Source organism: Lacibacterium aquatile (assembly GCF_042683105.1).
Lineage (GTDB): Bacteria > Pseudomonadota > Alphaproteobacteria > Elsterales > Elsteraceae > Lacibacterium > Lacibacterium aquatile.
In genome coordinates this window covers 123165-147963 of the sequence record NZ_JBHUIP010000003.1, presented here as the reverse complement: position 1 = coordinate 147963, position 24799 = coordinate 123165, and the positions used below count along the sequence as shown (strand labels likewise).

26 protein-coding genes are annotated in these 24799 nt (G+C 62.7%); 12 read left to right on the top strand and 14 right to left on the bottom strand.

Annotated elements, in window-relative coordinates; genetic code table 11:
• Positions 1-61: 61 nt before the first annotated feature.
• Positions 62-1378: a hypothetical protein gene (locus tag ACFSM5_RS02630; protein WP_379874683.1), complete on the bottom strand. Its 1317-nt coding sequence runs from the start codon at positions 1376-1378 to the stop codon at positions 62-64.
• A gap of 332 nt (positions 1379-1710) precedes the next feature.
• Between ACFSM5_RS02630 and ACFSM5_RS02625 the strand changes: the two genes are divergently transcribed.
• Genes ACFSM5_RS02625 through trbB form a run of 10 tightly spaced genes read left to right on the top strand, consistent with a single transcriptional unit; the run spans position 1711 to position 10400 of the window.
• The gene (locus ACFSM5_RS02625) at positions 1711-2061 is read left to right on the top strand and encodes a TrbC/VirB2 family type IV secretion system protein (protein WP_379874682.1); all 351 of its coding nucleotides are present in this window, start codon (positions 1711-1713) and stop codon (positions 2059-2061) included.
• A complete protein-coding gene (locus ACFSM5_RS02620; RefSeq protein WP_379874681.1) occupies positions 2058-2315 on the top strand; it encodes a VirB3 family type IV secretion system protein in 258 nt (85 codons plus the stop codon). The genes ACFSM5_RS02625 and ACFSM5_RS02620 overlap by 4 nt, the downstream gene beginning before the upstream one ends.
• Before the next feature lie 3 nt (positions 2316-2318).
• Complete coding sequence (locus tag ACFSM5_RS02615; protein ID WP_379874680.1) at positions 2319-4742, top strand: TraG/VirB4 family ATPase; 2424 nt, start codon at positions 2319-2321, stop codon at positions 4740-4742.
• Positions 4729-5424: a conjugal transfer protein TrbF gene (gene trbF / locus ACFSM5_RS02610; protein WP_379874679.1), complete on the top strand. Its 696-nt coding sequence runs from the start codon at positions 4729-4731 to the stop codon at positions 5422-5424. The genes ACFSM5_RS02615 and trbF overlap by 14 nt, the downstream gene beginning before the upstream one ends.
• Positions 5421-6368: a P-type conjugative transfer protein TrbG gene (gene trbG / locus ACFSM5_RS02605; protein WP_379874678.1), complete on the top strand. Its 948-nt coding sequence runs from the start codon at positions 5421-5423 to the stop codon at positions 6366-6368. The genes trbF and trbG overlap by 4 nt, the downstream gene beginning before the upstream one ends.
• Positions 6369-7559, top strand: a complete 1191-nt coding sequence (locus ACFSM5_RS02600; protein WP_379874677.1) for a TraB/TrbI/VirB10 family type IV secretion system protein — start codon at positions 6369-6371, stop codon at positions 7557-7559. It begins immediately after the preceding gene.
• On the top strand, positions 7556-7813 hold the full coding sequence (locus ACFSM5_RS02595; protein WP_379874676.1) for a hypothetical protein: 258 nt from the start codon (positions 7556-7558) through the stop codon (positions 7811-7813). The genes ACFSM5_RS02600 and ACFSM5_RS02595 overlap by 4 nt, the downstream gene beginning before the upstream one ends.
• 4 nt (positions 7814-7817) lie before the next feature.
• On the top strand, positions 7818-9071 hold the full coding sequence (locus tag ACFSM5_RS02590; protein ID WP_379874675.1) for a type IV secretion system protein: 1254 nt from the start codon (positions 7818-7820) through the stop codon (positions 9069-9071).
• Positions 9061-9522, top strand: coding sequence for a S26 family signal peptidase (locus ACFSM5_RS02585; protein WP_379874674.1), 462 nt, complete (start codon positions 9061-9063; stop codon positions 9520-9522). Before ACFSM5_RS02590 ends, ACFSM5_RS02585 begins: the two co-directional genes overlap by 11 nt.
• Positions 9519-10400, top strand: a complete 882-nt coding sequence (gene trbB, locus ACFSM5_RS02580; RefSeq protein WP_379874673.1) for a P-type conjugative transfer ATPase TrbB — start codon at positions 9519-9521, stop codon at positions 10398-10400. The genes ACFSM5_RS02585 and trbB overlap by 4 nt, the downstream gene beginning before the upstream one ends.
• Here trbB and ACFSM5_RS02575 read toward each other — a convergent pair.
• A complete protein-coding gene (locus ACFSM5_RS02575) occupies positions 10345-10788 on the bottom strand; it encodes a hypothetical protein (RefSeq protein ID WP_379874672.1) in 444 nt (147 codons plus the stop codon). The two genes, trbB and ACFSM5_RS02575, sit on opposite strands and share 56 nt — an antisense overlap.
• 153 nt (positions 10789-10941) lie before the next feature.
• Here ACFSM5_RS02575 and ACFSM5_RS02570 point away from each other — a divergent pair, with 153 nt between their 5' ends.
• Positions 10942-11349, top strand: a complete 408-nt coding sequence (locus tag ACFSM5_RS02570) for a GFA family protein (protein ID WP_379874671.1) — start codon at positions 10942-10944, stop codon at positions 11347-11349.
• Between the two features lie 18 nt (positions 11350-11367).
• Here the strand turns inward: ACFSM5_RS02570 and ACFSM5_RS02565 are convergent, their stop codons facing one another.
• From ACFSM5_RS02565 to ACFSM5_RS02510, 12 genes are all read right to left on the bottom strand, one after another.
• Positions 11368-12069, bottom strand: a complete 702-nt coding sequence (locus ACFSM5_RS02565) for a hypothetical protein (protein ID WP_379874670.1) — start codon at positions 12067-12069, stop codon at positions 11368-11370.
• 167 nt (positions 12070-12236) lie between these two features.
• Positions 12237-12728 carry a chemotaxis protein CheD gene (locus tag ACFSM5_RS02560; protein WP_379874669.1) on the bottom strand — a complete coding sequence of 164 codons (492 nt, stop codon included), beginning with the start codon at positions 12726-12728 and terminating at the stop codon, positions 12237-12239.
• A gap of 1 nt (position 12729) precedes the next feature.
• On the bottom strand, positions 12730-13809 hold the full coding sequence (locus ACFSM5_RS02555; protein ID WP_379874668.1) for a protein-glutamate methylesterase/protein-glutamine glutaminase: 1080 nt from the start codon (positions 13807-13809) through the stop codon (positions 12730-12732).
• Positions 13810-13813: 4 nt separating this feature from the next.
• Positions 13814-14653 (bottom strand): CheR family methyltransferase, encoded by an 840-nt coding sequence (locus ACFSM5_RS02550; protein ID WP_379874667.1) that lies wholly within the window; start codon positions 14651-14653, stop codon positions 13814-13816.
• A 28-nt stretch (positions 14654-14681) separates the two neighbouring features.
• Positions 14682-15161: a chemotaxis protein CheW gene (locus ACFSM5_RS02545; RefSeq protein ID WP_379874666.1), complete on the bottom strand. Its 480-nt coding sequence runs from the start codon at positions 15159-15161 to the stop codon at positions 14682-14684.
• Positions 15162-15176: 15 nt separating this feature from the next.
• On the bottom strand, positions 15177-17369 hold the full coding sequence (locus ACFSM5_RS02540) for a HAMP domain-containing methyl-accepting chemotaxis protein (RefSeq protein WP_379874665.1): 2193 nt from the start codon (positions 17367-17369) through the stop codon (positions 15177-15179).
• 55 nt (positions 17370-17424) lie between these two features.
• Entirely contained in the window at positions 17425-19458 is a 2034-nt protein-coding gene (locus tag ACFSM5_RS02535; protein ID WP_379874664.1) for a HAMP domain-containing methyl-accepting chemotaxis protein, read from the bottom strand.
• Positions 19459-19484: 26 nt separating this feature from the next.
• Positions 19485-20003 (bottom strand): chemotaxis protein CheW, encoded by a 519-nt coding sequence (locus ACFSM5_RS02530; RefSeq protein WP_379874663.1) that lies wholly within the window; start codon positions 20001-20003, stop codon positions 19485-19487.
• Positions 20004-20013: 10 nt separating this feature from the next.
• On the bottom strand, positions 20014-22062 hold the full coding sequence (locus tag ACFSM5_RS02525; protein WP_379874662.1) for a chemotaxis protein CheA: 2049 nt from the start codon (positions 22060-22062) through the stop codon (positions 20014-20016).
• Positions 22059-22427, bottom strand: coding sequence for a response regulator (locus ACFSM5_RS02520; RefSeq protein ID WP_379874661.1), 369 nt, complete (start codon positions 22425-22427; stop codon positions 22059-22061). The genes ACFSM5_RS02525 and ACFSM5_RS02520 overlap by 4 nt, the downstream gene beginning before the upstream one ends.
• A 1-nt stretch (position 22428) precedes the next feature.
• A complete protein-coding gene (locus ACFSM5_RS02515) occupies positions 22429-22761 on the bottom strand; it encodes an STAS domain-containing protein (RefSeq protein WP_379874660.1) in 333 nt (110 codons plus the stop codon).
• Between the two features lie 279 nt (positions 22762-23040).
• Positions 23041-23520 carry a hypothetical protein gene (locus ACFSM5_RS02510; RefSeq protein ID WP_379874659.1) on the bottom strand — a complete coding sequence of 160 codons (480 nt, stop codon included), beginning with the start codon at positions 23518-23520 and terminating at the stop codon, positions 23041-23043.
• 30 nt (positions 23521-23550) lie between these two features.
• Here ACFSM5_RS02510 and ACFSM5_RS02505 point away from each other — a divergent pair, with 30 nt between their 5' ends.
• On the top strand, positions 23551-24729 hold the full coding sequence (locus tag ACFSM5_RS02505; protein ID WP_379874658.1) for a hypothetical protein: 1179 nt from the start codon (positions 23551-23553) through the stop codon (positions 24727-24729).
• The last annotated feature ends 70 nt before the right edge of the window (positions 24730-24799 follow it).

Genomic DNA, 24799 nt, shown 5'->3' with positions numbered 1-24799 from the left:
CCAAAATGCAAACGGCCCCGGTCGAAACCAGGGCCGCCTCTCGCAAATCAGTTTCTGCGCATCAGCCGCCGTTGCCGCCACCCGCCAGATTGGCGGGCATGCCATCGACTTTCGCATCCAGACCCTGCTTCAGGGTATTCAGGTGGAACTCTCGGATGCGGTGGTTGATCGGGTCGCTGATGAAGGCGCTATCGCCGACGATGGCCAGGTTCGGCGTCGGAGTCGGCGCGCCATAGGCGCAATCGAAAGCGGATACCGCGTCGAAGGAGGCTACTTCCTTCCAGGTCGGCGCGATCTCGTAAACGCGGAATTTGCCATCGGGGGTCAGATTGGCGACGCGCTTGCCATCCGGCGTGATCTCGAACTGGCAGACAGGCTGGTTGCCGGGAACCACGAAGGCGTCGGCCCCCGTCAAAGCCTTCACCGCCGGATCGATCCGCAGCAGAGCGTCATAGGGGCGGCCGTCGGTGCCATAGTTCCCGACCATGAAGCGGCCGGTAGCCTGTGCCTTAATGGTCGATGTCCGCCGCTCGTCCGGATAGGCGAGCTTGCTGGAGGTCCAGGCACTCTTGGCATCCCGCTGCAGGATCAGGATCCCGCCGTCCTTTTCCGCCCCTTGCGCATTGCAGCCGAACGCATGGACGTCCTTCAGCGCGGCATGCCCGTGGAAGAGTTTGCAGGAACGGTCCGCCTTCGAGACATCGTTGAAGGACGCGACCTGCTTCCAACCCTGGCCCCGGTTCAGCACTTCGAACCCATTGGGGCGCGATGAGGCCTTCTGATCATCGCCCTTGGCATAGGCAGGGTTCGGGACCGACAGAATCCATTCGTCCTTGCCGACCGGGATCGCGATCCCATGTTGGGGCGCCGGACTTTTCCAGACATCGACTTTCGGCTTGTCGCTGCCGAGCGTATCCGTTTCGATCAGAACCGCCTTCGGATCACTCTTGCGTTCCCAAGGACGCTGTCCGTCATAGAACAAAGCCAGCCAGCCATGCTCGGACACCACGTGGGCAGGCTTATCGCCCGTAAACTGCGTCGGCAGCAGGCGCACCGCCCCCTTGTCGATATCGACATGGTCGCCATGGGATTCCCGGGTCAGTCCGGTATCCAGGACTAGCAGCGTGCCGTCCTGGTCGTTGGTTTTGACGACCATATACCGGCCGCCTTCGACCGGCGCAAAACCGGGATTCGCCTTCGGCACCGGCAGCCGATGGGTGACCTCGTAGCTATCAAGGTCAAGGACGCCGATCTCCGCCTTTTCATGATCGGCGAAAATCAGGCGACCGCGCGACACGGGGTGATCATGGGCCTGCGCCAGCGTGGACGCCGCCAGCAAGGAAGACAGGAGACCTGCACGGAGAATGATGTTCTGCATCGCTAACCTCGTTTATAGGGAGGTCGGGACGGTAATTGTTACTTTATAACATATCAACAATTTTCAACGAAGCGCCCTTCCTGGACAGCGCAACCTCTGCCGCTACAAAGCGCGTGATTTTTTTCCAACAAGAGTCGCTCAGACCCTTGCCCGCCCCAGATCGGTCTTTTTTCACTTCATACTTTCGCTAACAATTCAGAGGGCGCCGGTCACGGGTCGCCAGAGCAATACACACAAAGAACATATCACCATCTCCGGCGAGGAGATTCAGCCGCCGACACAGTCTTTGTGTCGTTTACGGGCCAAAACTGTTCTGGATTCGAAAACGCATCATGAAGACATGGCATTCAAAGATAGCTCTTCTGCGGGGTCGGCCAACTGGTTGGGCCTGGCTGCTGCCCCTCTTGATCCTTCTCGCGACGGCACCGGATATTGCCTTCGCGTCGGACAGCGGCATGCCTTGGGAGGGGCCGCTGAACCGTGTGATTGCGAGCCTGACGGGTCCGGTTGCGCGCGGGATCGGGGTTCTGGCGATTGTGGGGGCGGGGCTTGCGATTGCCTTTGGCGAGGGGGGAGCTGGGGTCAAGCGGTTGCTGCAGGTGGTGCTGGGCCTGTCGATTGCCTTCACGGCGTCGAGTTTCCTGCTGGGTCTGTTCGGCGTCGCCAGCGGCTATAGCCTATGAAGGAAGTGGCGGGATATCGGGTGCCGGTACACCGCGCGGTGATGTTTCCCTCGCTGCTGGGAGGCGCACCCCGGCAGTTCACCATCCTTAATGCCACGGTGTTCGGCGCCCTGGCCCTGGGGCTTCAGGTCTGGTGGGCCGCCCTGCCCGGTCTTGCCCTGCATCTGATTGCCGTCCGATATGCCCGCCGGGACCGCTGGTTCTTCGACTGCCTGCTGCGACACATGCGCCAGGCCCGCTGGTACGACAGGTAGGCCATGTTCAATCTGGCCGAATATCGCAGACACCCTGACCGGCTGGCCGACCTTCTGCCCTGGGCTATGCTGGTCGCGCCCGGCGTCGTGCTGAACAAGGACGGATCCTTTCAGCGCAGTTTCCGCTTCGAAGGCCCCGACATCGCCCGTGGTGATATGCGCCGTCAGGTCGCGATCCATGCCCAGCTCAATGCCATTCTGCGCACGCTCGGCGACGGCTGGGCCGTCTATATCGAGATGCGCCGCCGCCCCTATCGTCCCGGCACGCCTTCGAACGATTTCCCCGATCCTGCCAGCTGGCTGATCGAGCAGGAGCGCCACGCCCAGTTCAACAGCGACCAGAGCCTCTTCGTCACCGAACGCTATCTGACCCTGCAGTATCTCCCCCCCAGCGATAGCAGCAACCGCCTCGACCGCTCGCTCTTTGGTCGGGGTGCCGTGGAGGGCGGCATGGCAGCAGAACTGCTGGCTTTCGAGGATCGCACCACCAAGCTGGCCGAACGGCTGGCAGACCTGCTGCTGGATGTCCTGCCCCTGGGGGATGATGCCACCCTGGCCTATCTCGATGACTGCGTATCCAGCCGCTCGCGTCCCCTGAAGGCCGCCGAGCAGTATCTCTATCTCGATGCCATTCTGGGTGACGAGGCCCTGGTGGGTGGGGTCGAACCCCGGCTGGGAGAGCGTCCGCTGCGCAGCCTGTCCATTCTGGGCCTGCCCGGCACGACAACTCCCAGTCTGCTGGCCGACCTCAGCCGTCTAGCTTTCTCATTTCGCTGGATGACCCGTTGGCTGCCGCTTGACCGTCATCAGGCCGAGAAGGCGCTCACCACCTATCGGCGCCATTGGTTTTCCAAACGCAAAGGCATTCTGACCCTGCTGCAGGAAAGCCTGACCCGGTCCGAAAGTCCGCTGGTGGATACCGGCGCCCTGGATCAGGCAAGCGATGCCGACGAAGCCTTGCGCGTGATCGGCGACGATCTGGTCTCCTTTGGTTATTACACCGGCGTCGTCACAATCACCGACCCTGACCCCGACCGCAGCGCCACCTGTCTCAAGACGGTTGAACGGCTACTCACCAATGCGGGCGCAGCCGTTGCGGTGGAGCGGATCAACGGGGTCGAAGCGTGGCTGTCCTCCTTGCCCGGCCATGCCTATGCCAACGTGCGCGGCCTGCTGATCCACAGCCTCAACCTCAGCCACCTTGTACCGCTGACCGGGGTCTGGACGGGCGCTTTCCGCGACAGGCATTTCCGGGACGCGCCGGTGATGCAGCTGGTCACCGAGGGCCATAATCCTTTCGGCCTGCCCCATAATATCGGCGATATCGGCCATAAGCTGGTCATCGGGCCGACCGGCAGCGGCAAGTCCGCTTTTCTGGCGTTTTATGCCGCCCAGTTCCGCCGTTATCCAGGCGCGCGGGTGGTGATTTTCGAGCGTGGGGAATCCGCTCTCGTCACCACGCTCACCGTCGGCGGCAAGGCCTATCGGTTGGGCGAGGGCTCCGACACGGGACTCCAGCCCCTGGCAGGGGTCGATGACGAGAACGAGCGGCGCTGGGCGCTGGACTGGCTGACCGATATCCTGATGCGCGACGGGATCGATTGCGACACGGCCCAGCGCCAGGCTCTCTGGCTTGCGCTTACCGATCTTGCTCGCTTCGAACCCGCCCGCCGCACCATCGGTGCTCTACGGCTGCTGGTCCAGGATCAGATCCTGCGCGACGGTCTTGCCGCCTGGAGCGGCGATGGCCCCTATGCCGCCCTGCTGGACGGTAATCGCGACGGAATCGAAACCGCCGACTGGCTGTGTTTTGAGATCGAAACTCTGCTGGATCGCCCCCGTCTGGCCCAGGCCGTCCTGGATGTACTGCTGCACCGGATCGACCAGAGGTTTGACGGCACGCCGACCCTCATCATCCTGGACGAAGCCTGGCGTCTGCTGGACGATCCGACCTTCACCAACCGTCTGCGCACCTGGATGAAGACCGCCCGCAAGGCGAACGTCGGGGTGATCTTCGCCACCCAATCCTTTGCCGATATTCTGGACCGCGATATCTGGACGGCTATCGTCGAAAGCTGTCCGATGCAGATCCTGCTGCCCAATGCCGCCGCCGAAGCTCCGGAAAGCCAGGAGATCTATCGCCGCCTTGGCCTTGGCGACCACGAGATCCAGGCCCTGGCGACGGCGGTCCCCAAACGCGACTACTACGTCCGCGCCCCCGAAGGCTCCCGCATGGTCGAACTGGGACTGGGCGAAGTGGCTCTGGCCTTCTGCGGCGCTGGATCGACCGAGGATCGGCAGAAGGCCCGCAAAATTGCAAAAGACGGAAATTTCCCCGCTGACTGGCTCGCCGAACGCGGTCTGGCCGACCTGATCCCCCATCTTGAGCATTTCGGAAGAGAGGGGACGCACCATGCGGTTTCGTGACGGCACCCCGCCGAATTTCCGCGCCGACCCGGCGCCCGAAGGCCGCTATCTGCAGGCCCGCCAGGAATGGGACGACCGCATCGGATCCGCCCGCGCCCAGGCGGCCAACTGGCGGCGGGCCTTCTTCGCCATCATGCTGCTCTGCGTCATCCTGGCTGGCGGTCTGGTGGCTCTTAGCTTGCGACCCCAGATCATGCCCTACATCGTGGAAGTTGGAACCAACGGCCGTGTGCTGAATGTCGCCTCTTTACCTCGTCAGAACAGCCCAACCGACGCCCAGATCGCCCTCACCCTCCATCAGTTCGTCCAACGCATCCGGGCGGTGCCGATGGATACAGTCCTGCTCCGCCGCAACTGGCTTGAAGCTTACGCCTTCTTGTCGGAATCCGGCGGCACGACGCTCACGCAGCTTGCAGAAAAAGAGCAGACCTTCAGCCGCGCCGGACGCGATCGGGTGGAGGTCATGATCCAGGACACTCTCAAGCAGACCCCCAAGACCTTCCAGGTCGCTTGGCGCGAAACGCTCTATGGCTTGGGTGGGGACAAAGGCAAATCCCGCGAGATGGTCGGCACCTTCCAGGTGTCTCCAGGGGATACCCAGGACCCCGAGAAACTGAAACTCAATCCCTTCGGTGTTTCCATCACCGCCTTTACGATCACCGAAAGTAAGCCGCTGCAATGACCCGGTCGCTTCGCCCCCTTCTCTTTGCGCTCCTGCCGCTGGTGACCGCCTGCACAGACCTGGATGGCTTTTTGGGGCAATCGAAGCCGGTCACCACAACAGCCAGTTACCAACCGGCCACCCTGGCGACCGCTCAAACCGCGATTGTCTCTGAACCTCTGGCTTCTCCGCCCCGGATCGAACCGCCCCCCGCGCCGCCGCAGAAGATCACTCCCAAATTGCGCGACGCCGCGGCCGTCGATCAGGCCAATGCTGCCGCTCAGCAAGGGCCGAAGTCTGAGCAGTTCATCAATGCCATTATGACCTATGACTGGGTCGAGGGCGTGCAGTATCAGGTCTACACCGCCCCGCCCCGCATCACCGACATCGGGTTTGAAGAGGGCGAAACCATCGTCTCCTTCGGCGCTGGCGATACCATCCGCTGGAAGGTGGCAAAGACCTGGAGCGGCGAAGGGCGCAAACGCCAGGAACATCTCCTGATCAAGCCGCTGGCCCCCGATCTCGACACCTCCCTGATCGTGACCACCAGCCGACGCTCCTATCACCTCCGCCTGCGCTCCTTTGCCGAAACCGCCATGGTCGCCGTCCGCTGGCAATATCCCAAAATCGACCTCTTCGAGGCCGAGGCGGAGATGCCAGAAAACGCTCCGCCCCATGCCGACGATCTGTCCTTTGGTTATGAGGTCACGTCGAAATCCGACACACCTCCCCGCTGGATGCCCAGGGCGGTCTATGACGACGGCCGCAAGATTTATATCCGCTTCCCCGCCGCCTTCGCCGCCACGGAAGCTCCCGTCCTCTATGTCATGAACGGGCAGGATAGCCAGATGGTGAATTATCGGGTGCAGGGGAACCTCTACATCGTCGACCGGCTCTTCGAGACCGCCCAATTGCGCGTCGGTCAGCAGAGCCAGACCGTCGTCGACATCAGGCGGACCGATTAGATGGCGGACAATCCCGACAAGAACCGTTGGCGCAACCTCCCCACCGGCATCAAGGGGCTCGGCAAAGGCCCCGTTATCATCGGCGCCGCCGTGGTCGCAGGTCTCATTATGGCAGCGCTCCAACAGGCGACTTCGGACAACGCGAGAGAACGGCCCCCGGAGCGGGTGCAACTGCCGACGCAGATCCCTTTGCCGAACGGTCTCGAACGGCTGCCGTCGAGTTACGCGGACCTGCCGGTCACGCCCCCTCAACCACCTCCGGCCCCGGTCGACGAAGCCACCCGCACTCAGGCTGCCGAACTGGAGCGACGGACCCGCGAACTGGAAGCCGCCTTGCGCCTCGCTAACGAGCGGATCGAGGCCCTGCAACAACAGCCCCCCGCCTTGGCACCACCGCCATCCGATATGACGCAGATGGCTCCACCGCCGCCGGTAGAGGATGACAAGGCGCGTGCCGTCGCCTCCGACATTTTTTTTGGCAGCAGCGGACCGGCAGCCCAGGGTGGTCTTGCGCCGACCGGGGGTGGGGAGGCGACGGACGGAGATCCAGCCGCCAGGGCAGCCCCCCGCGGCGGTGTCGACACATCCGCACTGGCGGAATTTCAACCGAGCCCGAGCCCCTATCTGCTGTCCGCCGGGACCGTCATTCCCGCCAGCCTCGTCACCGGCATCAACTCCGACCTTAAAGGCCTTGTAGTCGCCCAGGTGCGCGAGAATGTCTATGACACCCCCAGGGGCCGCCATCTCCTGATCCCACAAGGCGCCCGCCTGATCGGGCGGCTGGGTGAAATCCCGCAGTTCGGCGAGGATCGCGTCGGTGTGACGTTCGAGCGGATCATCCGCCCTGATGGCTCCTCCATCCGTCTGGCCGACACATCCGGCGGTGACGGCACAGGCGCCAGCGGCCTCGCCGATCAGGTCAATAATCACTATGGCCAGATGGTCGTCGGCGCCCTGCTGTCGGCCTTCCTGAACGTCGGCATCCGCTCCACTGCCGGCAATGTGCGCGGCGACTATCCGACAGTGGGCCAGGATGCCGCCGCGGCTGCCGGAACCGGCGCCGGGCAGGTCGGCAATGCCTTCACCCAGCGCGCCATGGCAAGGCCCCCGACCATTACCGTCGCCCCCGGCTTCTCCTTCAGCGTCATCGTCGGCCAGGATCTGGTTCTGCCACCCTGGAAACAGAAATGAAGGCGGCCATAGCCCTGCTGCTGCCGGTGGTCTTGGCGCCCGTTGCTCAGGCGCAGACCAATGCATCCTCACCCTCGCCCCCGCCCGCCCAGACCCTGCCGGATCGGACCAGCGGCCCCGTGTCCCCATCTGCCATGAGACCCCGCAGCCCGGATCGTCCCGATCACTGGTTCTATGACATGCTCGACAGAAGCGACGCGCGTCATCTGATCGGCAAGACGCCGACGCGGCGCACACCCCCGTCGCGGCAATGACACCATGGCCTTCGACCCCGAACGGCTCACCCTCTTCAGCGACGGCATTCTGGGAACGGCGTCCAGTTTCATCGGAACCGCCCAGCAGGCGGGCCTCTCTCTGCTGGGACTATTTGCGGTGCTGGATCTCGTCCTGTTCGGGCTTGCTGTGGCGTTGGGGCAACGGAACCTGCTGGCCAAGGGGATCTGGAAGCTGCTGCTGATCGGCGTTGTGTTGCTGCTGGTGCGCGACGGGGGATATCTGATCGATATCCTGTTCGACAGCGCTCTCTATCTCGCCAAGGGTAATCGAACCTTATTGCCCGACCCGGTCGGGTTGATGGCCGTGGGCATTACGGGGTCGCTCGATCTGATGCGCCTCTCCGCCGATAGCGGCCAACAGTTGCTCGGTGCGTCCATGAGCCTGTCGGGCCTCGCCATCGCCATGGTCGTGACCTTCGGGCTGGCGGCAGGAGCCTTGCTCTATCAGCTCGCGGCCTTTCATGTCACGGCAGGTGTCGCGCTCGTCATGCTGCCCATCGGCCTTTTCTCGCCGGGACGGGCCCTGCTGGGACGGGCGGGACGCGGCCTGCTGACCGCCACGGTGCGCCTTGCCATCGTGACGCTGATCTGCCTGCCCTTGCCCCCGCTGCTGGATGCCATGATGGAGCCGCTGACCCGGCAAGGAGCACTCGACATGCCGCTGGCGCAACTGTGCCTCGGCCTCTGCCTGCTGGTTCTGCTGCTGGGCTTGCCGCGTGCCGCGCTTTCCGTTATCGGCGATTTCTCCGGTCTGGGAGAGACGCCCGCAACGGCATCAACCAGCATCAAAACCGCGCTCCCCCCTTCCACTGCCCCTGCACCGCGCGGCTCCCTGCAAGCGGCAGCTCTCGTGCCGCAGGGATCGTCCCTGCCGGCCGAGCGCCTCACTGCCGCCGCCACCCTCGTCGGCACGTCCAGCCGGGCATCGGGCGCCCTCCTTTCCTCCACCCGCGACCCGGCCACGACCGCCTCGCCGCCCCCTATCGGTGAGGGGCAACGCAGCAGCGTCAACCTCGGACCATCAGCCCCTGGTCTGACCCGCGGCGAGGATAGCCGTCGCACCTCCCTGGACCGGAACGCGCAGCAGGCTCCCCAGGCCGCCACGAATATCGAGCGTCTGGTGAGCGATGCCTTGCGCCGATCGCTTGGCGGCACGGATGGGACAAGCCGGGGCTATCGCGCCATCGCCGCCGGTGCGCGGACCGAAGATGAGAAAGATCCGCGGAATGAGGACTGAAGCGGTCAAACTTGCCAGCGTTTTGCGCCCGGCGCTGCTGGCCGTCGGTGCTTGTGCAGCCCTCGCCGGTCTGGCGAACGCTACAGGCTATGGCTTTGCCTATCAGCCGACCGACAGCATGCCGCATGGCCTCTATCTCCTGACCCCGGCGGCTCATGCAACAAAGGGGAGCCTCGTGACCCTCGCCGCGCCCGGCAAACCCGGCCTCACCCTGCTCAAGCGCATCGCTGCCAACGGCGGTGACGAGGTCTGCATCAGAGGACGGGAAGTCTTCATCGCGGGCCGCCCCGCCGCCGAAGCAGCCGCTGACGGCCCACCGCCCGCAACCCTCTGCCGCAGCCTGACCGAGGGGGAAGTCTTCCTGCTGGGCGACGGCCCACGCTCCTTCGACAGCCGCTATTTCGGACCGGTCGAACGCTCCGCCCTGCGCCATCGCGCCGTACCGCTATGAAGCAGGGTGTCCAGCTTTTCTGGGAGGCCCTGGGCCGCCCCCTGACTGATCTGATCGCCCGGCCCGATGTGTCTGAAGTGATGCTCGACCCGGACGGCCGCATCCGCATCGACCGCCTGGGCGTCGGGATCGAGGAAACAGGCCTCACCCTATTGCCGGAGCAGGCCGGAACCTTGCTGCGCCTCGCGGCCTCGCTCCAGGGCCAGGTGATCGGCAGAGAGGAACCGGAGATCGCGGTCGAGCTGCCCGACGGCTCCCGCCTGCAAGGCTGGCTGCCGCCCATCGCGCCGATGCCGGTCTTTGCCATCCGCTGCCGTACCGACAGCATCAATACCCTGGAAGATGCCGTCGCAGCCGGAACCCTCACCCAAACCCAATATCAGCAGCTGGCCGATGCCTGGGCCAACCGCCGGACGATGCTGATCTGCGGCGGCACCGGCAGCGGCAAGACCACGCTCGCCAATGCCATCCTGGCCAGCCTGCATCGGCCGGGCGAACGGCTGGTGGTGCTGGAAGATGTGCCGGAACTCCATGTGCGCCAGCCGGGCAGCGTCATGCTGCGCACCTCGCCACGCGTCGATATGCGGCGCCTTGTGCGCAGCGCCCTGCGCCTGCGGCCCGACCGGATCTGTGTCGGCGAAGTGCGCGACGGCAGTGCGCTCGACCTGCTGAAAGCCTGGAATACCGGCCACCCCGGCGGTCTCTCCACCCTGCACGCCAACAGCGCCGACGCCGCCTTGCAGCGCCTGGAGGATCTGATGCAGGAAGCCGTCGACAGCCCCCCGCGCCGCCTGATCGAACAGACCATCGATCTCGTCATCTTCATCGAACGGGACGAAAACGGGATGCGACGGGTGACGGAGATGAAGAGGGTTTAAAAGGCGGCCTGACAAGACGGCTGCGCTCCTGCATCCGCTGCGCAAGCTCCCACATTATCATGTAAGGCGTGGTGCCAAACACGGGGGCTATCCCGTCCCGCCCCGCACGCTTCAGTGCGGATTCTCGTATTTCTGTCGCGGTGAACAGAGCAGGAAATCCAATCGTTTCCAAAGTATAGGCCACACCTAGAGCCTCTCTATCATCCGGCGTCGCTAACAAGCCTGCGATCTCGGCGATGAGAGGAGCGCCATTTAGATGCCACTCGATCTTTTCAACCTGCTGTAACAGCTCGCAATGAACTGCTTCAGCGACGATGCAAGCTCGCAGTTGGGATCGCATACGCACCTGATCGACCTGCTGCGCGAGGGCGGGGAGGGTCATGGTCATCGCCCCCATTAAGACAGCAGTGGCCCGCAGGATAGTAAGCACTTGGAGATACTGCATATCGTCGCCTCGGTAAGATCCGCCAATCAAGAGCGCGGCGTCGGAAAGTAACTTGCTATGATCTTCCCAAGTTCATCGCGCGCCAAGGGGGGGACTATGACAGCACATTCAGGACGATGCCTCTGCGGTGGCGTTACTTTCAGCCTCACCGAGCAGCCGGTCGGGACCCGCGCTTGTTGGTGCCGGGATTGCCAATACCTCTGCTCCGGCAATGCATCCTTGAGCGTCTTCTTCCGTCAGCGCGCGCTGACGATCAGCGGCACGACGGCCGACTATGTCAGCGCTTCGGATGCTGGCAATCTCATCCGCCGCCGCTTCTGCCCGGCCTGCGGAACGCCGCTGTTTAGCGATGCCCTGGCCGAACCGGAGTATCTGGTGGTGCGCCTGGGCGCCCTCGATAATCGGGATATCGGCTCGCCGCAAAGCACGATCTGGACCGATTCTGCGCCCGAATGGGCCTGGTTCGACCACGACAAACCGCACTTCCCACAGCAACCGTCCTAACCATGACGGACCAGGATCTCAGCAGATCGGAGAGAGCGCCTTGGATATGACTGACCAGAATGCGTCCAGGATGCTGCCTGTGATCCGCGCTTCGTTCAGGGCAACATCCAGCAACAAAAGGAAGATGCCGCCAACAAGCGCCGAATATCCAAAGCCCCAATACTGGTTATGGAGAATCGTGAAGAACCAGTTCTGCCCGAAGAGATAGAGGCTGATCGACAGCGCGCTCGCCGCGAGCAGACATCCCGCAGGCAACATCAGGGGACGCAACCGATCACGTGGCACCAGACCGGCTACGAGTAACAGAAGACCAAAGGTCGCGAGGTTCGTGCCGGAGAATATCCGCACATCCATGATGAGCTTGGCGAGGATTTCTTCGGTCTTCCCCTTCAAGAACCCCTCGACCGTTAGCAGGGCCGCACCGATCCGCTGGCGCGTGCCGGATTCATGAGCGCTTGTCAGAGATTGACGGAACTCCTCGCGACGTTTCCTGAGCTCATCGCACTGCGGATTTCCGCACAACACGGCGAGATAGTCGGCGAGAAACTGATCGAGCCGTTTCGTCTCTTCGGACAACCCTTCCAGACGCGCGCCGAGTTTTGCTTTCAGCAGGCCAAGTGCTTTTTCCGCCATCGGGTTGGCCTTCAGGGCTTCACCCTGGTCGGCTAATCGCTGCTTGGCTTCGGCCACGACAAAGCCTTTGGCAGAATCCGCGATCATTTTTTGATCCAGGAGGCTGACAGTGAAAACCAAGGCAAATATCAGGAGCCCGACAGCGGAGACCGCGAGAAGAAGGGGCCGCACAAATCCAACCATTGTCTCGAAGGCTCTCGTTTCACATCACAGCAACCGTCAGCTTAGCGGAACAGCCGATGCGAACGAGAAAATTATTCCGCCACCGCAACCGCCATCGGCGGCAGGCGGCGGACCAGGACTTCGCCCGAGATCGTGTGGAAATGGATCACGCAGCCGCCATGGCCGCCGGTCGAGCGGGCGGCGACGCTGATCCCGGCTTTCTCCAGCACATCCATCGCAACCCGGATATTGCCGTCGCCCACGGCAGGTGACTGGCTGGGAATGGCAGAGGCGCCGCCGAAGATCTTGGCGTCGATATCCTCGGGCACGGAGCCCAGATCGATCATCTTCTGCACCAGCGCCGCCACCGCCACATCGCCATAACGCAAGGAGCGGGCGCGGTTCTTGGCTTCCGGCAGCACGTAGTGGTTCATGCCGCCGATGCCACGCCGACCGTCCCAGAGGCATACCGAGATGCAGGAGCCCAGCACGGTCGAGATCACCGTCGGCGTCGCCGTGCAGTAGATCTCACCCTGGTTAAGGAAGACCGCCGCCAGCGTGTCATTCTCGTGGATACCGATCATCCTAGCGGTTGCCCGCCCGGGTGATTTCCACCGGCAACAGATCGAGCGGCACGATGCGGTCGACGCAGCCCAGCGCGATGGCTTCCTTGGGCATGCCGAAGACGATGCAGCTCGCCTCGTCCTGCGCAATCGTATGGGCACCTGTTTGTTTCATTTCGAGCAGACCCCGCGCGCCGTCGTCGCCCATGCCCGTCATGATGATGCCGACCCCGTTCGATCCTGCCGTGCGGGCGGCGGAGCGAAAGAGCACATCAACCGACGGCCTGTGTCTGGCGACAAGCGGCCCATCTTTGATCTGTACCGTATAGCGCTGACCCGACCTCTGAAGCAGCATGTGCCTATTACCAGGGGCTATCAGTACGCGGCCGCGCGTCACGAGGTCGCCGTCTTCGGCCTCCTTCACCTCCATGGCGCAGAGACCATCGAGGCGGCGGGCAAAGGCTTCGGTAAATTTCTCCGGCATATGCTGGACGATCAGGATCGGCGGGCAGTCGGCGGGCAGCACCTCCAGCACCGCCTTCAGCGACTCCGTCCCCCCGGTCGAGGCCCCGATACAAACGATCGTCTCAGTCTCCCCCACATCCCGTGATCGAGGGGTAGGCGGCGGTAGAACGGCATCGGCGGTCAGTTTTTCCTGCACCGGCCGGGGAGTGGCATGGCGGCGCCCCAGCCCCGTGAGTCGCGCCTTGGCAGCAGCCCGCACGGCGTCGCAAATCCGCACCCGGCTTTCCATCAGATACTGCTTGGTATCGACACGCGGCTTCACGATCACATCGACCGCTCCCGCCTCCATCGCCTCGATCAGCAGGCTGGAGCGTTCATCGATGACCGCCGAGCACATAATGACCGGGATCGGGCGCTGGGCCATGATCTTGCGCAGGAAGGTGATGCCGTCCATACGCGGCATTTCCACATCCAGCAGGATGACATCCGGCACCTCCTCCTGGATACGGCGGGCAGCGACGAAGGGGTCCGACGCCGTACCCATGACGGCGATATCCGGCTCGCTCTCCAGCACATCCACCAGGGTCTGGCGGACGGAGGCACTATCATCGACGATCAGGACGCGGATCTGCTGCATGGCGTCAGACCCGGCGGAAGATCGACGATCCGAGGGAAGCGACGGGCAGCCCCTGGCCGGACAGGGATTCCGAATGACCGAGGAACAGATAACCGCCGGGCCGCAGATGATCGCACAGCCGCCGCAGCACCGCAGACTGGGTGGGTTTGTCGAAATAGATCAGCACGTTCCGGCAGAAGATCGCGTCCATGTCCTTGTCGATGGAATAGCGCTCGTCCATCAGATTGAGGCGCCCGGTGCGGATCATCGCGCGCAACTCGGGCGCGATCCGCACCACTTCCTTGGGTTGGGTCTTGGAGCGCAGGAGGTAGCGTTTGCGCATCTCTATCGGTACCGGCTCGATCATCGCATGGGGATAGATCGCCTCCGTCACCTGGGCCAGCACCTTGGTCGAAATATCGGTCGCGAAGATCTGGGTCTTGAGCGAGCGTTCCCGCAAGCCATAGTCCGCCAGCACCATCGCCAGCGTATAGGGCTCGGCGCCAATCGAGCTGGCCGCGCTCCAGAACTTCAACGGCCCCGGCGTGCCACGCCGGTCCGAGATCATCTGGGGTAGTGCCTCCTCCACCAGGAAGCGGAAATGTTCGGGTTCGCGGAAGAAGTCGGTCTTGTTGGTGGTGATGGCGTCGATGAGATGGATCGCCTCGCTCTCCATCCCGTCTTCTTCAAAGAGATAGCGGCAGTACTCCGACAGGTTGGCCTTGCCGGTCGCACGCAGACGGCGGCGCAGGCGCCCCTCCACCATCACCTGTTTGGTCGAGGGGAGTTTGATGCCGCAATAGTCATAGACGAAGTCGGCAAGCCGCCTCAGATCGCGGCTGCTCAGGTGATCGGCATCGGGCATCCGCTGCGAGGCTCCGTCAGGCATGGTGTCAGGCGGTAAGCGCAAGGTGGGGCGCCAGCAGCGCCGTTTCCTCGGCGGAGAACAGCCTGGGCAGATCGAAGACGATGACCAGCTTCTCGCCGCGCCGCCCGATGCCGCTGATATAATCGGAGCGCCAGCGGACCCCGATATCGGGCGAGGGTTCGATGGCGCTATCGTCGAGGCCCGTTACCTCAAAGACCCGGTCGGCAATGAGCCCCAGGACCAGCGAGCGTTCGCCCAGGTCGATCTCCAGGACGCAGATGCGGGTATTCTCGGTCTTCGCGGCCTGGGGGAAACCCAGTTTCAGGCGCAGGTCGACGACAGGCACCGACCGCTCCCGCACATCGATCAGCCCCAGAACATAGGGGGGAGCATCGGGCAGGCGGAAAATCTCGCGCACGTCGATGATCTCCCGCACCGCCGTCACCGGCACGGCGAAGGTCTCGTTTTCCACGCCCAGCGTCAGATATTGCGTCTGATCGGCCACGGCTGCCGCTCCTTCCTAATAACGCTCGAATTCGGCATCGCGCCCATCGCCTGACCCATGGGTCATATCAAGCGCGAAGCCATTGCCGTTGCTCTTGCCATTGGCTTTGCGCCCGATCCGCGAGGGGGCGGCAACCGGCTTGGCGCCGATCTTCTTGCCCGCCCGGACCGGCTTGGCACGGACCTGCGGCACCTGGGCGATGGGCGCCGCGCGATGGGCAGCGCTTTCGACGCGGAAGAAAGCGATGGAGGCCTGCAGCTGTTCGGCCTGGGCCGCCAGTTCTTCGGAGGTTGCCGACATCTGCTCGGAAGCCGACGCGTTCTGCTGCGTCACCTTATCGAGCTGCTGGATCGCCTGATTGATCTGCTCGCCCCCGATATCCTGCTCGCGGCAGGCAGCGCTGATCTCTTCGACCAGTTCGGCCGTGCGCTGGATGTTCGGCACCAGATCCGACAGCAGATCGCCCGCCTCCTTGGCAACCTTGACGGTCTGGGAGGACAGGGCGTTGATCTCCGCCGCCGCCGTCTGGCTGCGTTCCGCCAGCTTGCGCACTTCGGACGCCACCACGGCAAAGCCCTTGCCATGCTCGCCTGCCCGCGCCGCTTCCACCGCTGCATTCAGGGCCAGCAGATCGGTCTGGCGGGCGATTTCCTGCACGATGGTGATCTTCTCGGCAATCGTCTGCATTGCCTCGACCGCCCGGTTCACTGCATCGCCGGAGGTCTGGGCATTCACCGCCGATTCCCGGGCGATCCGTTCCGTCTGGGTCGCGTTATCCGCGTTCTGTTTGATGTTCGCCGCCATCTCTTCCATCGACGCAGAAGCTTCCTCCGCACTCGATGCCTGTTCGGTCGCGCCTTGCGAGAGTTCTTCGGAGCTGGCCGACAGTTCCTGGCTTCCGGCAGAGACATTTTCCGCCGCCGACAGGGCATCCATCACCACGGTGCGCAGCTGTTCGACCATGCGCTCCAGCGCGATGCCCAGCGTATCCTTGTCCGACAGCGGGCGCGGTTCGACCGTCAGATCGCCATCGGCAATCGCATCGGCCAGGGCAGCCGTCTTGCGCAGATTGCCCGTCATGCGGTTCAGGGCATCGACCAGATCCTTGATCTCGTCGTTCGACGTCACCTTGATCTCCTGATCGAGATCGCCCAGCGCCACTGCATCGGCCAGGTCACCGGCTTTGCCGAGACCACGAGAGATGCTGAGCGAGATCCAGGTCGCCGCGGAAACAGCAGCGATCAGCGAAATCACGACGCAGCTGATCAGCAACCACAGGGCCGCACGATAATCGCTGGCGGCATCATGTTTGGCCTGCTCCATCTGGCTGCTGTTCAGTTCCACGACGGCATTCAGCTTTTCCTGCACTTGATCCAGGATCTGACGTCCCTGACCAGCAGACAGGATGAAGGCCTGATGCAGGCTGTCTTCCCGGGCCAGCACAAACATCCGGTCCTGGATAGCAACCCAGCGGCCCACGCGCTCGAACGCCTGATCGACAACGGACTGATCCGCAGCTGTCAATTGCGGGCGGATCTGGTCCCGGAAAGTACGGGCTTCGCTGAACTGTCCATCGATGTGTTTTATATACGCATCACGTTGCACGGCTTCGCTAGCCAAGATCGCGTTTATCTCGTCGCGTTCCACCATCTGCAGCCGGTCGATGATCCGCATCAGGCCAATCTGGGTAGGCACATTGGCGCCGGTCGCCAGACGTTCGGCCAGCTGCTGCAAGGCTTCCACCGCCTGACGGGCCAGCGGCATACCCTCGCGGGTCTGCAAAGCCTTGGCTTCAGCCTGGGTATCGCGGCTGCCCAGCGCCCGGACACGGTCCTGGACCGCGATATATTGCTGCCAGATGCTGTCGAAGGCCGCGATCCGCTGGCGTCCTTCGGTGCTGGACAGCGCGTCGAGCTTGGCGCGGGCCGCCAGCAACTCTTCGCGCAGGCGCAGCAACTCGCCATCGAAGCGGGCCGTCAGTTCCGGCGTATCGGCCAGGATGAGGTTCTTTTCCGTCCGGGTCAGGGCCACCACGCGGGTCTGGAGTTCCAGCGCATGTTGCAGGCGTTCGGCAACTGTATCGGAGATATGGACGACCGTATCATTCGTCGACGACAGCTTGAACAGACCGACACTGGCAGTAATCAGTAACAGCAGCAGGACGAACCCGAATGCGGCGGCAAGTTTGATTTTGATCGTAAGGCGCATCCGGGGTTCCTTTCAGCGGCGGCAGGGGTAGACCGACCCCCGCCCTGTCACGGCATTAGTAGCGTTCGAAGTCCGAGTCCTTGGCATCCGAACCGCCAGCGAGATCGAGGGAGAATCCTCGCTTGCTGGCACCATTCATCTTGCGGGTAACCGCCACGGCGCTTTTGGCGGCAGGCCGCGCGGCGGGGCGGGCGACCGGCCGGGACGCCATCACACGGGGAGCCGCGACCGAATCCACCCGGAAGAAGGCGATGGAGGCCTGAAGCTGTTCGGCCTGCGCCGCCAGCTCTTCAGAAGTCGCCGACATCTGCTCGGAGGCCGAGGCGTTCTGCTGTGTCACCTTGTCGAGCTGCTGGATCGCCTGATTGATCTGATCGCCGCCGATATCCTGCTCGCGGCAGGCAGCGCTGATCTCTTCGACTAGATCGGCGGTCTTCTGGATATCGGGCACCAGCGTGGTCAGCATATCGCCCGCTTCCTTCGCGACCTTGACGGTTTGGGAGGAGAGGGCATTGATCTCCGCCGCCGCCGTCTGGCTGCGTTCGGCCAGCTTGCGCACTTCGGAGGCGACGACGGCAAAACCCTTGCCGTGTTCGCCCGCGCGCGCCGCTTCCACGGCGGCATTCAGGGCCAGCAGATCGGTCTGGCGGGCGATCTCCTGCACGATGGTGATCTTCTCGGCAATCGTCTGCATCGCTTCGACCGCCCGGTTCACCGCTTCGCCCGAGGTCTGGGCATTGGCAGCCGACTGGCGGGCGATCCGCTCGGTCTGACCGGCGTTGTCAGCGTTCTGCTTAATGTTCGCCGCCATCTCTTCCATCGAAGCAGAGGCTTCCTCCGCACTCGATGCCTGTTCGGTCGCACCCTGCGAAAGCTCTTCTGAGCTGGCCGACAGTTCCTGGCTGCCCGCCGACACGTTCTCCGCTGCCGACAGGGCCTCACCGACGACGGTGCGCAAGCGCTCGACCATGGTATTCACATGCTGGATGAGATCGCCGATTTCGTCGTTCGGCGGATTATCGACGATGCGCGTCAGATCGCCCTCGGCCACTGCCTGGGCAAGGCTCGACGCCCGGCCAAGACCCCGGCTGACGCTCAGCGAGATCCAGACCGCCGCCGCAATCGATATCAGCACCGCCCCAACGACTGCACCAATCAGCAGCGAGCGCGCGTTGGCATAGTCAATATCGCTCTGCTCGTTCGCCTGCGCTTTCTGCGTCTCGTTCAAGGTAACAAGAGCATCGAGCTTATCGTCCGCTTCGTCCAAGAGCTTGCGGCCCTGGGTAGCGGACAATTGGAACGCGGCTCCCTTGGAATTCTCCTTCACCAGCGCGACAACGCGGCTATGCAGCCCGTTCCAGCGGTCCAGCCGCTCTGCCACTTGATCCAGCGCCGGGCGTTCACCCACCGGAATATCACGGGCCAGCTGTTCGCGAGCGGTCCGCAAGTCGGCGATGGCGCCATCCATCCGACGGGTTAGCACCTCAGCTTGGCCAGGATCCTGAAGCAGCAGGAAATCGGATTCGTCCCGCTGAAGTTCAGTTATGCGCCCCTGCATACGAACCAGCAGGCCCGTCGCAGGCCCTTCTCCCAAGCGATCGTTCAACTGCCGCAGCCCCTGGGCCGCCGCTTCGAGGGCCGGGCGCCCTTCCTTGAAGACGATCTCTTCGGCCTGAGTCAGGCTGTCGTGATTAGCCAGTGCGCGCACACGGTCCTGCAACGCGATGAACTGCTGATAGCTGGCATCGAAGGCAGCCAGACGCTGCTTCCCTTCTGTGCTGGACAGGGCATCAAGGGCATTGCGGTTCGCGATCAGGTCCTGGCGCAGCTTTATCAGTTCGGCGTCATAGCGCTCGATGGCTTCGGTCGTATCGGCCAGGATCATGTTCTTCTCGGTCCGCACCAGCGAGACCATGTCGACCTGCAGCTCGGTCGCGATCTGCAGCCGTTCGGACACCTTGTCGCTCATGTAATCCAGCGTCGCATTGGCCGCCGCCAGACGATCAACGCCCAGCCAGGCCGTCGCCCCGGTCAGCAGAATGACAAGCCCAAAGGCGGTGGCCAGTTTAGATTTTACGGTGATCCGCATGATGTTTTTCCATCCCCAAATTTGTTTCAGCCGACGGATTCGAGCGTCGACCCCAACGCCCCCGGGCTTGATAAAAGCGATGCACCATCGATGCCGCGCTCCAGTAGGCGCGCGGTTTCGATAACGACGATGAAATCATTCTTGTATTTGCCGATGCAGCGGATGAGCTCGCTGTCCCATTTGAGGCCGATGCGCGGCGTTTCGGTCATATCCGCCGCCTCGATCACCGTCACCTCATGCACCTTGTCGGCGATCATGCCGACATAGGTCGGATCGCCGTCGATATCGATCTCGATCACGATGATGCGAGTATCAAGTGTGTATGGCGTGCGTTCCTGCCCGAAGATCAGCCGCAGATCGGCCAGCGGCACGACCTTGCCCCGCACATTGATCAGCCCGCCGACCCAGGGCAGGCTGTTCGGCACCTCAGTCACCGGGATGAGATCCAGGATCTCGCGTACCAGCAATGCTTCAATGGCAAAGACCTCGCCCGCCAGATCGAAGGTGACGACTTCCAGGGCCGAGGGTGCGGCTGTAGCGGACATCATCTCTCTCCTAACCCGCCATGCGCAGGCGGTCGTCGCGCCCCTGGTTGTTCTCCACCAGGTGCGGGATATTGAGGATCAGCGCCACTTCGCCATCGCCCAGGATGGTTGCGCCGGAGAAGTCCTTGACCCCGCTATGCAGCTTGGTCAGCGACTTGATGACGGTCTGGTGATCGCCAATCACCTGATCGACGACCAGCCCCACCCGCTGTTCGCCCGAGCGGACGATGACCACCTTCTGGAAGGGGTCCTGCGGCACGGTGCATTTGAAGCTGTCCCGCAGGCGCAGGAAGGGCACCAGATCCCCGCGGATATTGAGGAAGCTGCGCCCCTTGGAGCGCGCGTCGTCCGCCGTGGACAGTTCGAAACATTCCTCGACCGCCGTCAGCGGAATGACGTAGCGCCCCGCCCCCACCCGCACCAGCATCCCCTCAATGATGGCAAGCGTCAGCGGCAACCGCAGCAGGATTTCCGATCCTGCGCCGGGCCGGGAGCCGATCTCGATGCTGCCGCGCAGGGCTTCGATGGTGCGCTTGACCACATCCATGCCCACGCCGCGCCCGGACACGTTGGTCACCTGGGCGGCGGTCGAGAAGCCGGAGTGGAAGATCATCTGGAACAGTTCGGCATCGGACAGTTTCGCACCAGCCGGGACCAGCCCCTGTTCCTCGGCCCGTTGGCGGATACGCTCGCGATTGAGGCCGCGCCCATCGTCGGTGATCGAGATGATGACCTGCGAGCCTACATGCTCGGCTGCCAGCGTGATGCGCCCCTTGGCCGACTTCCCAGCCGCCAGCCGAACATCGGGGGGCTCCAACCCATGATCGATGGCATTGCGGACCAGATGGACCAGCGGATCGTTCAGCCGTTCGATCACCGTCTTATCGAGTTCGGTTTCCTCGCCCAGGGCAATGAACTCGACCTCCTTGCCCAGATCGCGGCCAAGATCATGGACGAGGCGCCGGAACCGCGAAAAAAGCGTACCGATGGGGACCATGCGGACGCCCATCGTGGTGTCCCGCAGTTCAAGCGCCAGCCGCTCGATATCCTCGGCCACGGCTTTGATCTGGCTGTCGGTGGAGTTGAGCGCCAGCTGCTTCAGGCGGGATTGCGCAATGACCAGTTCGCCCACCCGGTCCATCAGCTCGTCCAACCGTTCGGTCGGCACCCGGACCGAGGCAGCAGCGGCAGCGACCGGCTTAGGGGTCTGGGCTTCACGCCGCAGATGGTTCTGTTCGGCGAGACCGGAGGTAAGGGCGTTCTCGCTAACGATCCCCGCCTCAACCAGCAGCTTGCCCAGCGGCTCCTGCTGCGCAAGCGCCTCCCGCACCGCCGCCGGGGCGACGTCCCCACGATCGATCAGGATCTCGCCGATGCGGGGCGCTTCGACCGGGGCAGACAGCGCCTCGATCTCCAGCGTCATATCGTCGATCACGAAGATAAAAACATCCTCGATGGCGCCCTTGCCCTTGTCGGTGGTCAGGACGACGTCCCAGCCGATATGGCATTCGGTTGGCACCAGTTCGACCAAGGGCGGTATGGTGTCGATCACCGCCACCACAGTCGCCTGCCCCAGATCGCGCAGCTCGTCCAGCAGCAGGAGGGGGTTGGTCCCCATCTCCATGACGTCCTTGGCGAACCGCATGCGGATACGCCATGCCGTGGTCTTGGGCGCTTCGGGTGCGGATGCCGGTCCCGTCGGTTCGTCCAGCAGGCGCAGGATAGCAGCCGCCTGCTCCTCGGATGCAGAAGCAGGCTCATTGATCAGCGCGCGGATATGATCCTTGGCTGCCAGGGCGGCAGCGATCAGCGACGGCCCCGGCACCCCCTTGCGGCGGCGCAGGGCGTCGAGCGCGGTCTCGACATGATGGGTGAAGGCGGCAACGGCTTCAAAGCCGAACATCGCCCCCGACCCCTTGATGGTGTGAAGGGCGCGGAAGGCCGCGTCCAGCAAGGCAAAATCATCCGGCGTATGCTCGAGGTCGAGCAACGTCTGCTCCAACCCTTCGAGCAGTTCCTGCGCTTCCTGACGGAAGGTTTCGGCCGGATCGAGGCTCATGCGCCCAGGACCTTTCGCGCGACACTCAACAGTTGATCCTGCTGGAAGGGCTTGGTGATCCAGCCGGTCGCACCAGCAGCTTTCGCCTCCTGCTTGCGCTCCGCGTCGCTCTCGGTCGTCAGCAGAATAATCGGCACGCCCTTATAGGTCGGCAACTTGCGCAGTTCGCGAATGAGCGACAACCCGTCAAGGCCTGGCATGTTGAGGTCAGTCACAACCAAATCGACTTTATTTCCCTGGGCCTTAGCCAGACCTTCCGTGCCGTCGGCAGCTTCCAAAACGGTGTAACCCGCGCCAGACAAGGTCAGGCGCACCATCTGCCGCATGCTCGCCGAATCGTCGACGCTAAGAATTGTCTTGCTCATTTTACTGCCCCTTGTCGAAGTCGAAGAGTTTTTCTCCGACGATTACTTTGCCGTCGGCATTCACAAGCCCCGCCCGCGCCATCGTTTTCAACAGCAGCCCGGCCGAATCTGGCTTCACCATCACACGTTTACCGAGTGCCAAAGCGGTTTTCCCGGAAGCCAGGATGCATTGAACCACACTGAGATCGATCTGCCCGCAATCAGAGAAATCAATAAGTAAAAATTCAGAATTATCTAAAATATTGAGGGACTTTTCCTTAATTTCTTCTATGTTCTGAATGGTTGCGCTGACGTTAATGGATAATTTACCATCAAAATCTTGGATCGCCTCCATGACAAAACTCCAACTCGATTGCCATTAATCCAAACACCGAGTCCTTTTCATACCCGATTACAACGACTATGCTACAGGCGATTCAATGAATCGGACATTAACGCCATCCATGATTCAGGCGGTAATGTGGCAATACCCCGATGGTACGCTGTATACTCTCTCGGCTACCTCTTACCTGGGTAGCAGGTCAGACCGACGAGATCTTTACGTAAAATTGTAGAGGCGAAGCAAAGCATGGCCGCCGAATTAGAAGATATCGTTCGCAACCTAACGGATTTTTCAAGTAAAATTGAATCCGATTTTGTTGTTATTGGGAACTACTTGAATGAATCTCTCAACCATATACAAGAAACAGAGAGCGGATTTTTTACCTTTCTGAACCGTCTTGACAATAGAACGGTAGAACAGGCGAAATCTTCGCTCGCTGCGGCGTCCGATAAAGTCGAGCGGATCGGACGCGAAATCGGGGGCAGCCGGAGCAATCTGCAAGGGCTGGTAACTCTTACAGGCACCCTTGCCAGACGCATCGATCAGATCGATGCCACCCTGAAGGCCGCCAGCTTTCTGAGCGTAAACGCCAAGATCGCTGCCGCCGGAATCTCCGACGGCGGGACCGATTTCTCCGCCTTCGCCGATGAAATCTTCCGGCTGCTCAATCAAGCCCAGACCAGCATCGCCGGCTTCGGGCGCGATCTGACGCAGCTTAACCTCCGCCTGTCGGATGCCCTGCGCACCCAGGATGATTTCGAGCGGCGCCACGGCGCCTTAATGCAGGATGCCCGGGATCATATGCGCCGCGGCATCGGAACCCTTGAGAGCCAGCGGACCGATGTCCAGCGCGCCAGCGATGCAATCGCCCGCCGTGCCGATGAAACCAAGCGTCAGATCGGCGATGCAGTACGCTCCCTTCAGGTGGGAGACGCCACCCGCCAGCGGATCGAACATGCCTGCTCGATGATCGATGCCGGGCGCGGCAAAAAACTGCCCGAAGCCGCCCGCGACTGGTGGCAGGGACTGGCCGCATCAGATCGTGACTCGGTCAAGGCCGCCGCCTGCCGTCTCCAATCCCGCCAACTCACCCATGCCGCCAGGGATTTCGACCGCGAGGCGCAGGCCCTCGGCAGCGCGATGAGCAGCCTTGCCAAAGGGGTGCGCGACATCGCTCTCCTGGGCCAGGACGTTGCCGGGACCGGATCCGGCGGCACCAATTTCGACCGCCTGACGGCGACTGTCGCGGCGGCAGCAGGGCTGCTGCGCGACTATGCCAGCGCCCGCACTCAGATCGACGCCACCCTGCAGACGGTGGTGCAGAATATCGACGAGTTGGGCAGACATATGAAGAAGGTGGATTCGATCGAAACCGATATCCGCCTGATGGGCCTCAACACGACTCTGCGTTGTTCCCGTATCGGCGACCGGGGGCGGGCCTTGAGCGTAATTGCCCAGGAGCTCCGCCTCTATGCCGATCAGATCGCCCAACAGGCGGAAACCGTTTTTACCGATCTGGATCAACTGACAGGTCAGGCCCGCGATCTGGATCGTCGCGAGGACGAGTCGGCCCAGCTTAGCCAGAAGGACGCCGACGCCGTCGTCGCCGACCTTCAGGCCACACAGGAGAATTTCTCCGGCCTTGCCAGCGCCCTCGGGACGGCCCTCAGCACGCTGGAGCGAAACAGCCAGAATGCCGCCATCCCCTTACAGCGTACGGCAGACGCCATGCTGGATCAGCAGCGTTTCAGCCAGGGGATGATGCGGGCAGCCCAGGATCTGGATAGTGCCGTTGCCTCGCTGCCCGATCAGGGAGCCAGCGAGACGATCCAGGCGCATCTGAAAGCTTTGGGTGGCAGTCACTATACGATGGAAAGTCAGCGGGTGATCCATCAGCTCTTCACCGTGGGGGAGACTGAGACAATCACCAGCCCTGTGAAAAAGCCCACCGACCAATCGCTCGAAGATATTCTATTCTAGTCGGCATGAGATCTGATGAAGACCCTATCCCACACGCGGAACCCTTGCCCGCAATCCTCGTTGACTCCCC

Excerpts from the sequence above, each read along its gene's own strand:
- ACFSM5_RS02560 (WP_379874669.1), bottom strand. The coding sequence starts at position 12,728 with ATGATCGGTATCCACGAGAATGACACGCTGGCGGCGGTCTTCCTTAAC.
- ACFSM5_RS02520 (WP_379874661.1), bottom strand. The coding sequence starts at position 22,427 with ATGAGCAAGACAATTCTTAGCGTCGACGATTCGGCGAGCATGCGGCAG.
- ACFSM5_RS02535 (WP_379874664.1), bottom strand. The coding sequence starts at position 19,458 with ATGCGGATCACCGTAAAATCTAAACTGGCCACCGCCTTTGGGCTTGTC.
- ACFSM5_RS02555 (WP_379874668.1), bottom strand. The coding sequence starts at position 13,809 with ATGCAGCAGATCCGCGTCCTGATCGTCGATGATAGTGCCTCCGTCCGC.
- ACFSM5_RS02530 (WP_379874663.1), bottom strand. The coding sequence starts at position 20,003 with ATGTCCGCTACAGCCGCACCCTCGGCCCTGGAAGTCGTCACCTTCGAT.
- trbB (WP_379874673.1), top strand. The coding sequence starts at position 9,519 with ATGAAGCAGGGTGTCCAGCTTTTCTGGGAGGCCCTGGGCCGCCCCCTG.
- ACFSM5_RS02625 (WP_379874682.1), top strand. The coding sequence starts at position 1,711 with ATGAAGACATGGCATTCAAAGATAGCTCTTCTGCGGGGTCGGCCAACT.
- ACFSM5_RS02600 (WP_379874677.1), top strand. The coding sequence starts at position 6,369 with ATGGCGGACAATCCCGACAAGAACCGTTGGCGCAACCTCCCCACCGGC.
- ACFSM5_RS02505 (WP_379874658.1), top strand. The coding sequence starts at position 23,551 with ATGCGCCGCGGCATCGGAACCCTTGAGAGCCAGCGGACCGATGTCCAG.
- ACFSM5_RS02595 (WP_379874676.1), top strand. The coding sequence starts at position 7,556 with ATGAAGGCGGCCATAGCCCTGCTGCTGCCGGTGGTCTTGGCGCCCGTT.
- ACFSM5_RS02550 (WP_379874667.1), bottom strand. The coding sequence starts at position 14,653 with ATGCCCGATGCCGATCACCTGAGCAGCCGCGATCTGAGGCGGCTTGCC.
- ACFSM5_RS02565 (WP_379874670.1), bottom strand. The coding sequence starts at position 12,069 with ATGATCGCGGATTCTGCCAAAGGCTTTGTCGTGGCCGAAGCCAAGCAG.
- ACFSM5_RS02630 (WP_379874683.1), bottom strand. The coding sequence starts at position 1,378 with ATGCAGAACATCATTCTCCGTGCAGGTCTCCTGTCTTCCTTGCTGGCG.
- ACFSM5_RS02540 (WP_379874665.1), bottom strand. The coding sequence starts at position 17,369 with ATGCGCCTTACGATCAAAATCAAACTTGCCGCCGCATTCGGGTTCGTC.
- ACFSM5_RS02575 (WP_379874672.1), bottom strand. The coding sequence starts at position 10,788 with ATGACCATGACCCTCCCCGCCCTCGCGCAGCAGGTCGATCAGGTGCGT.
- ACFSM5_RS02615 (WP_379874680.1), top strand. The coding sequence starts at position 2,319 with ATGTTCAATCTGGCCGAATATCGCAGACACCCTGACCGGCTGGCCGAC.
- ACFSM5_RS02585 (WP_379874674.1), top strand. The coding sequence starts at position 9,061 with ATGAGGACTGAAGCGGTCAAACTTGCCAGCGTTTTGCGCCCGGCGCTG.
- ACFSM5_RS02525 (WP_379874662.1), bottom strand. The coding sequence starts at position 22,062 with ATGAGCCTCGATCCGGCCGAAACCTTCCGTCAGGAAGCGCAGGAACTG.
- trbG (WP_379874678.1), top strand. The coding sequence starts at position 5,421 with ATGACCCGGTCGCTTCGCCCCCTTCTCTTTGCGCTCCTGCCGCTGGTG.
- trbF (WP_379874679.1), top strand. The coding sequence starts at position 4,729 with ATGCGGTTTCGTGACGGCACCCCGCCGAATTTCCGCGCCGACCCGGCG.
- ACFSM5_RS02515 (WP_379874660.1), bottom strand. The coding sequence starts at position 22,761 with ATGGAGGCGATCCAAGATTTTGATGGTAAATTATCCATTAACGTCAGC.
- ACFSM5_RS02570 (WP_379874671.1), top strand. The coding sequence starts at position 10,942 with ATGACAGCACATTCAGGACGATGCCTCTGCGGTGGCGTTACTTTCAGC.
- ACFSM5_RS02620 (WP_379874681.1), top strand. The coding sequence starts at position 2,058 with ATGAAGGAAGTGGCGGGATATCGGGTGCCGGTACACCGCGCGGTGATG.
- ACFSM5_RS02590 (WP_379874675.1), top strand. The coding sequence starts at position 7,818 with ATGGCCTTCGACCCCGAACGGCTCACCCTCTTCAGCGACGGCATTCTG.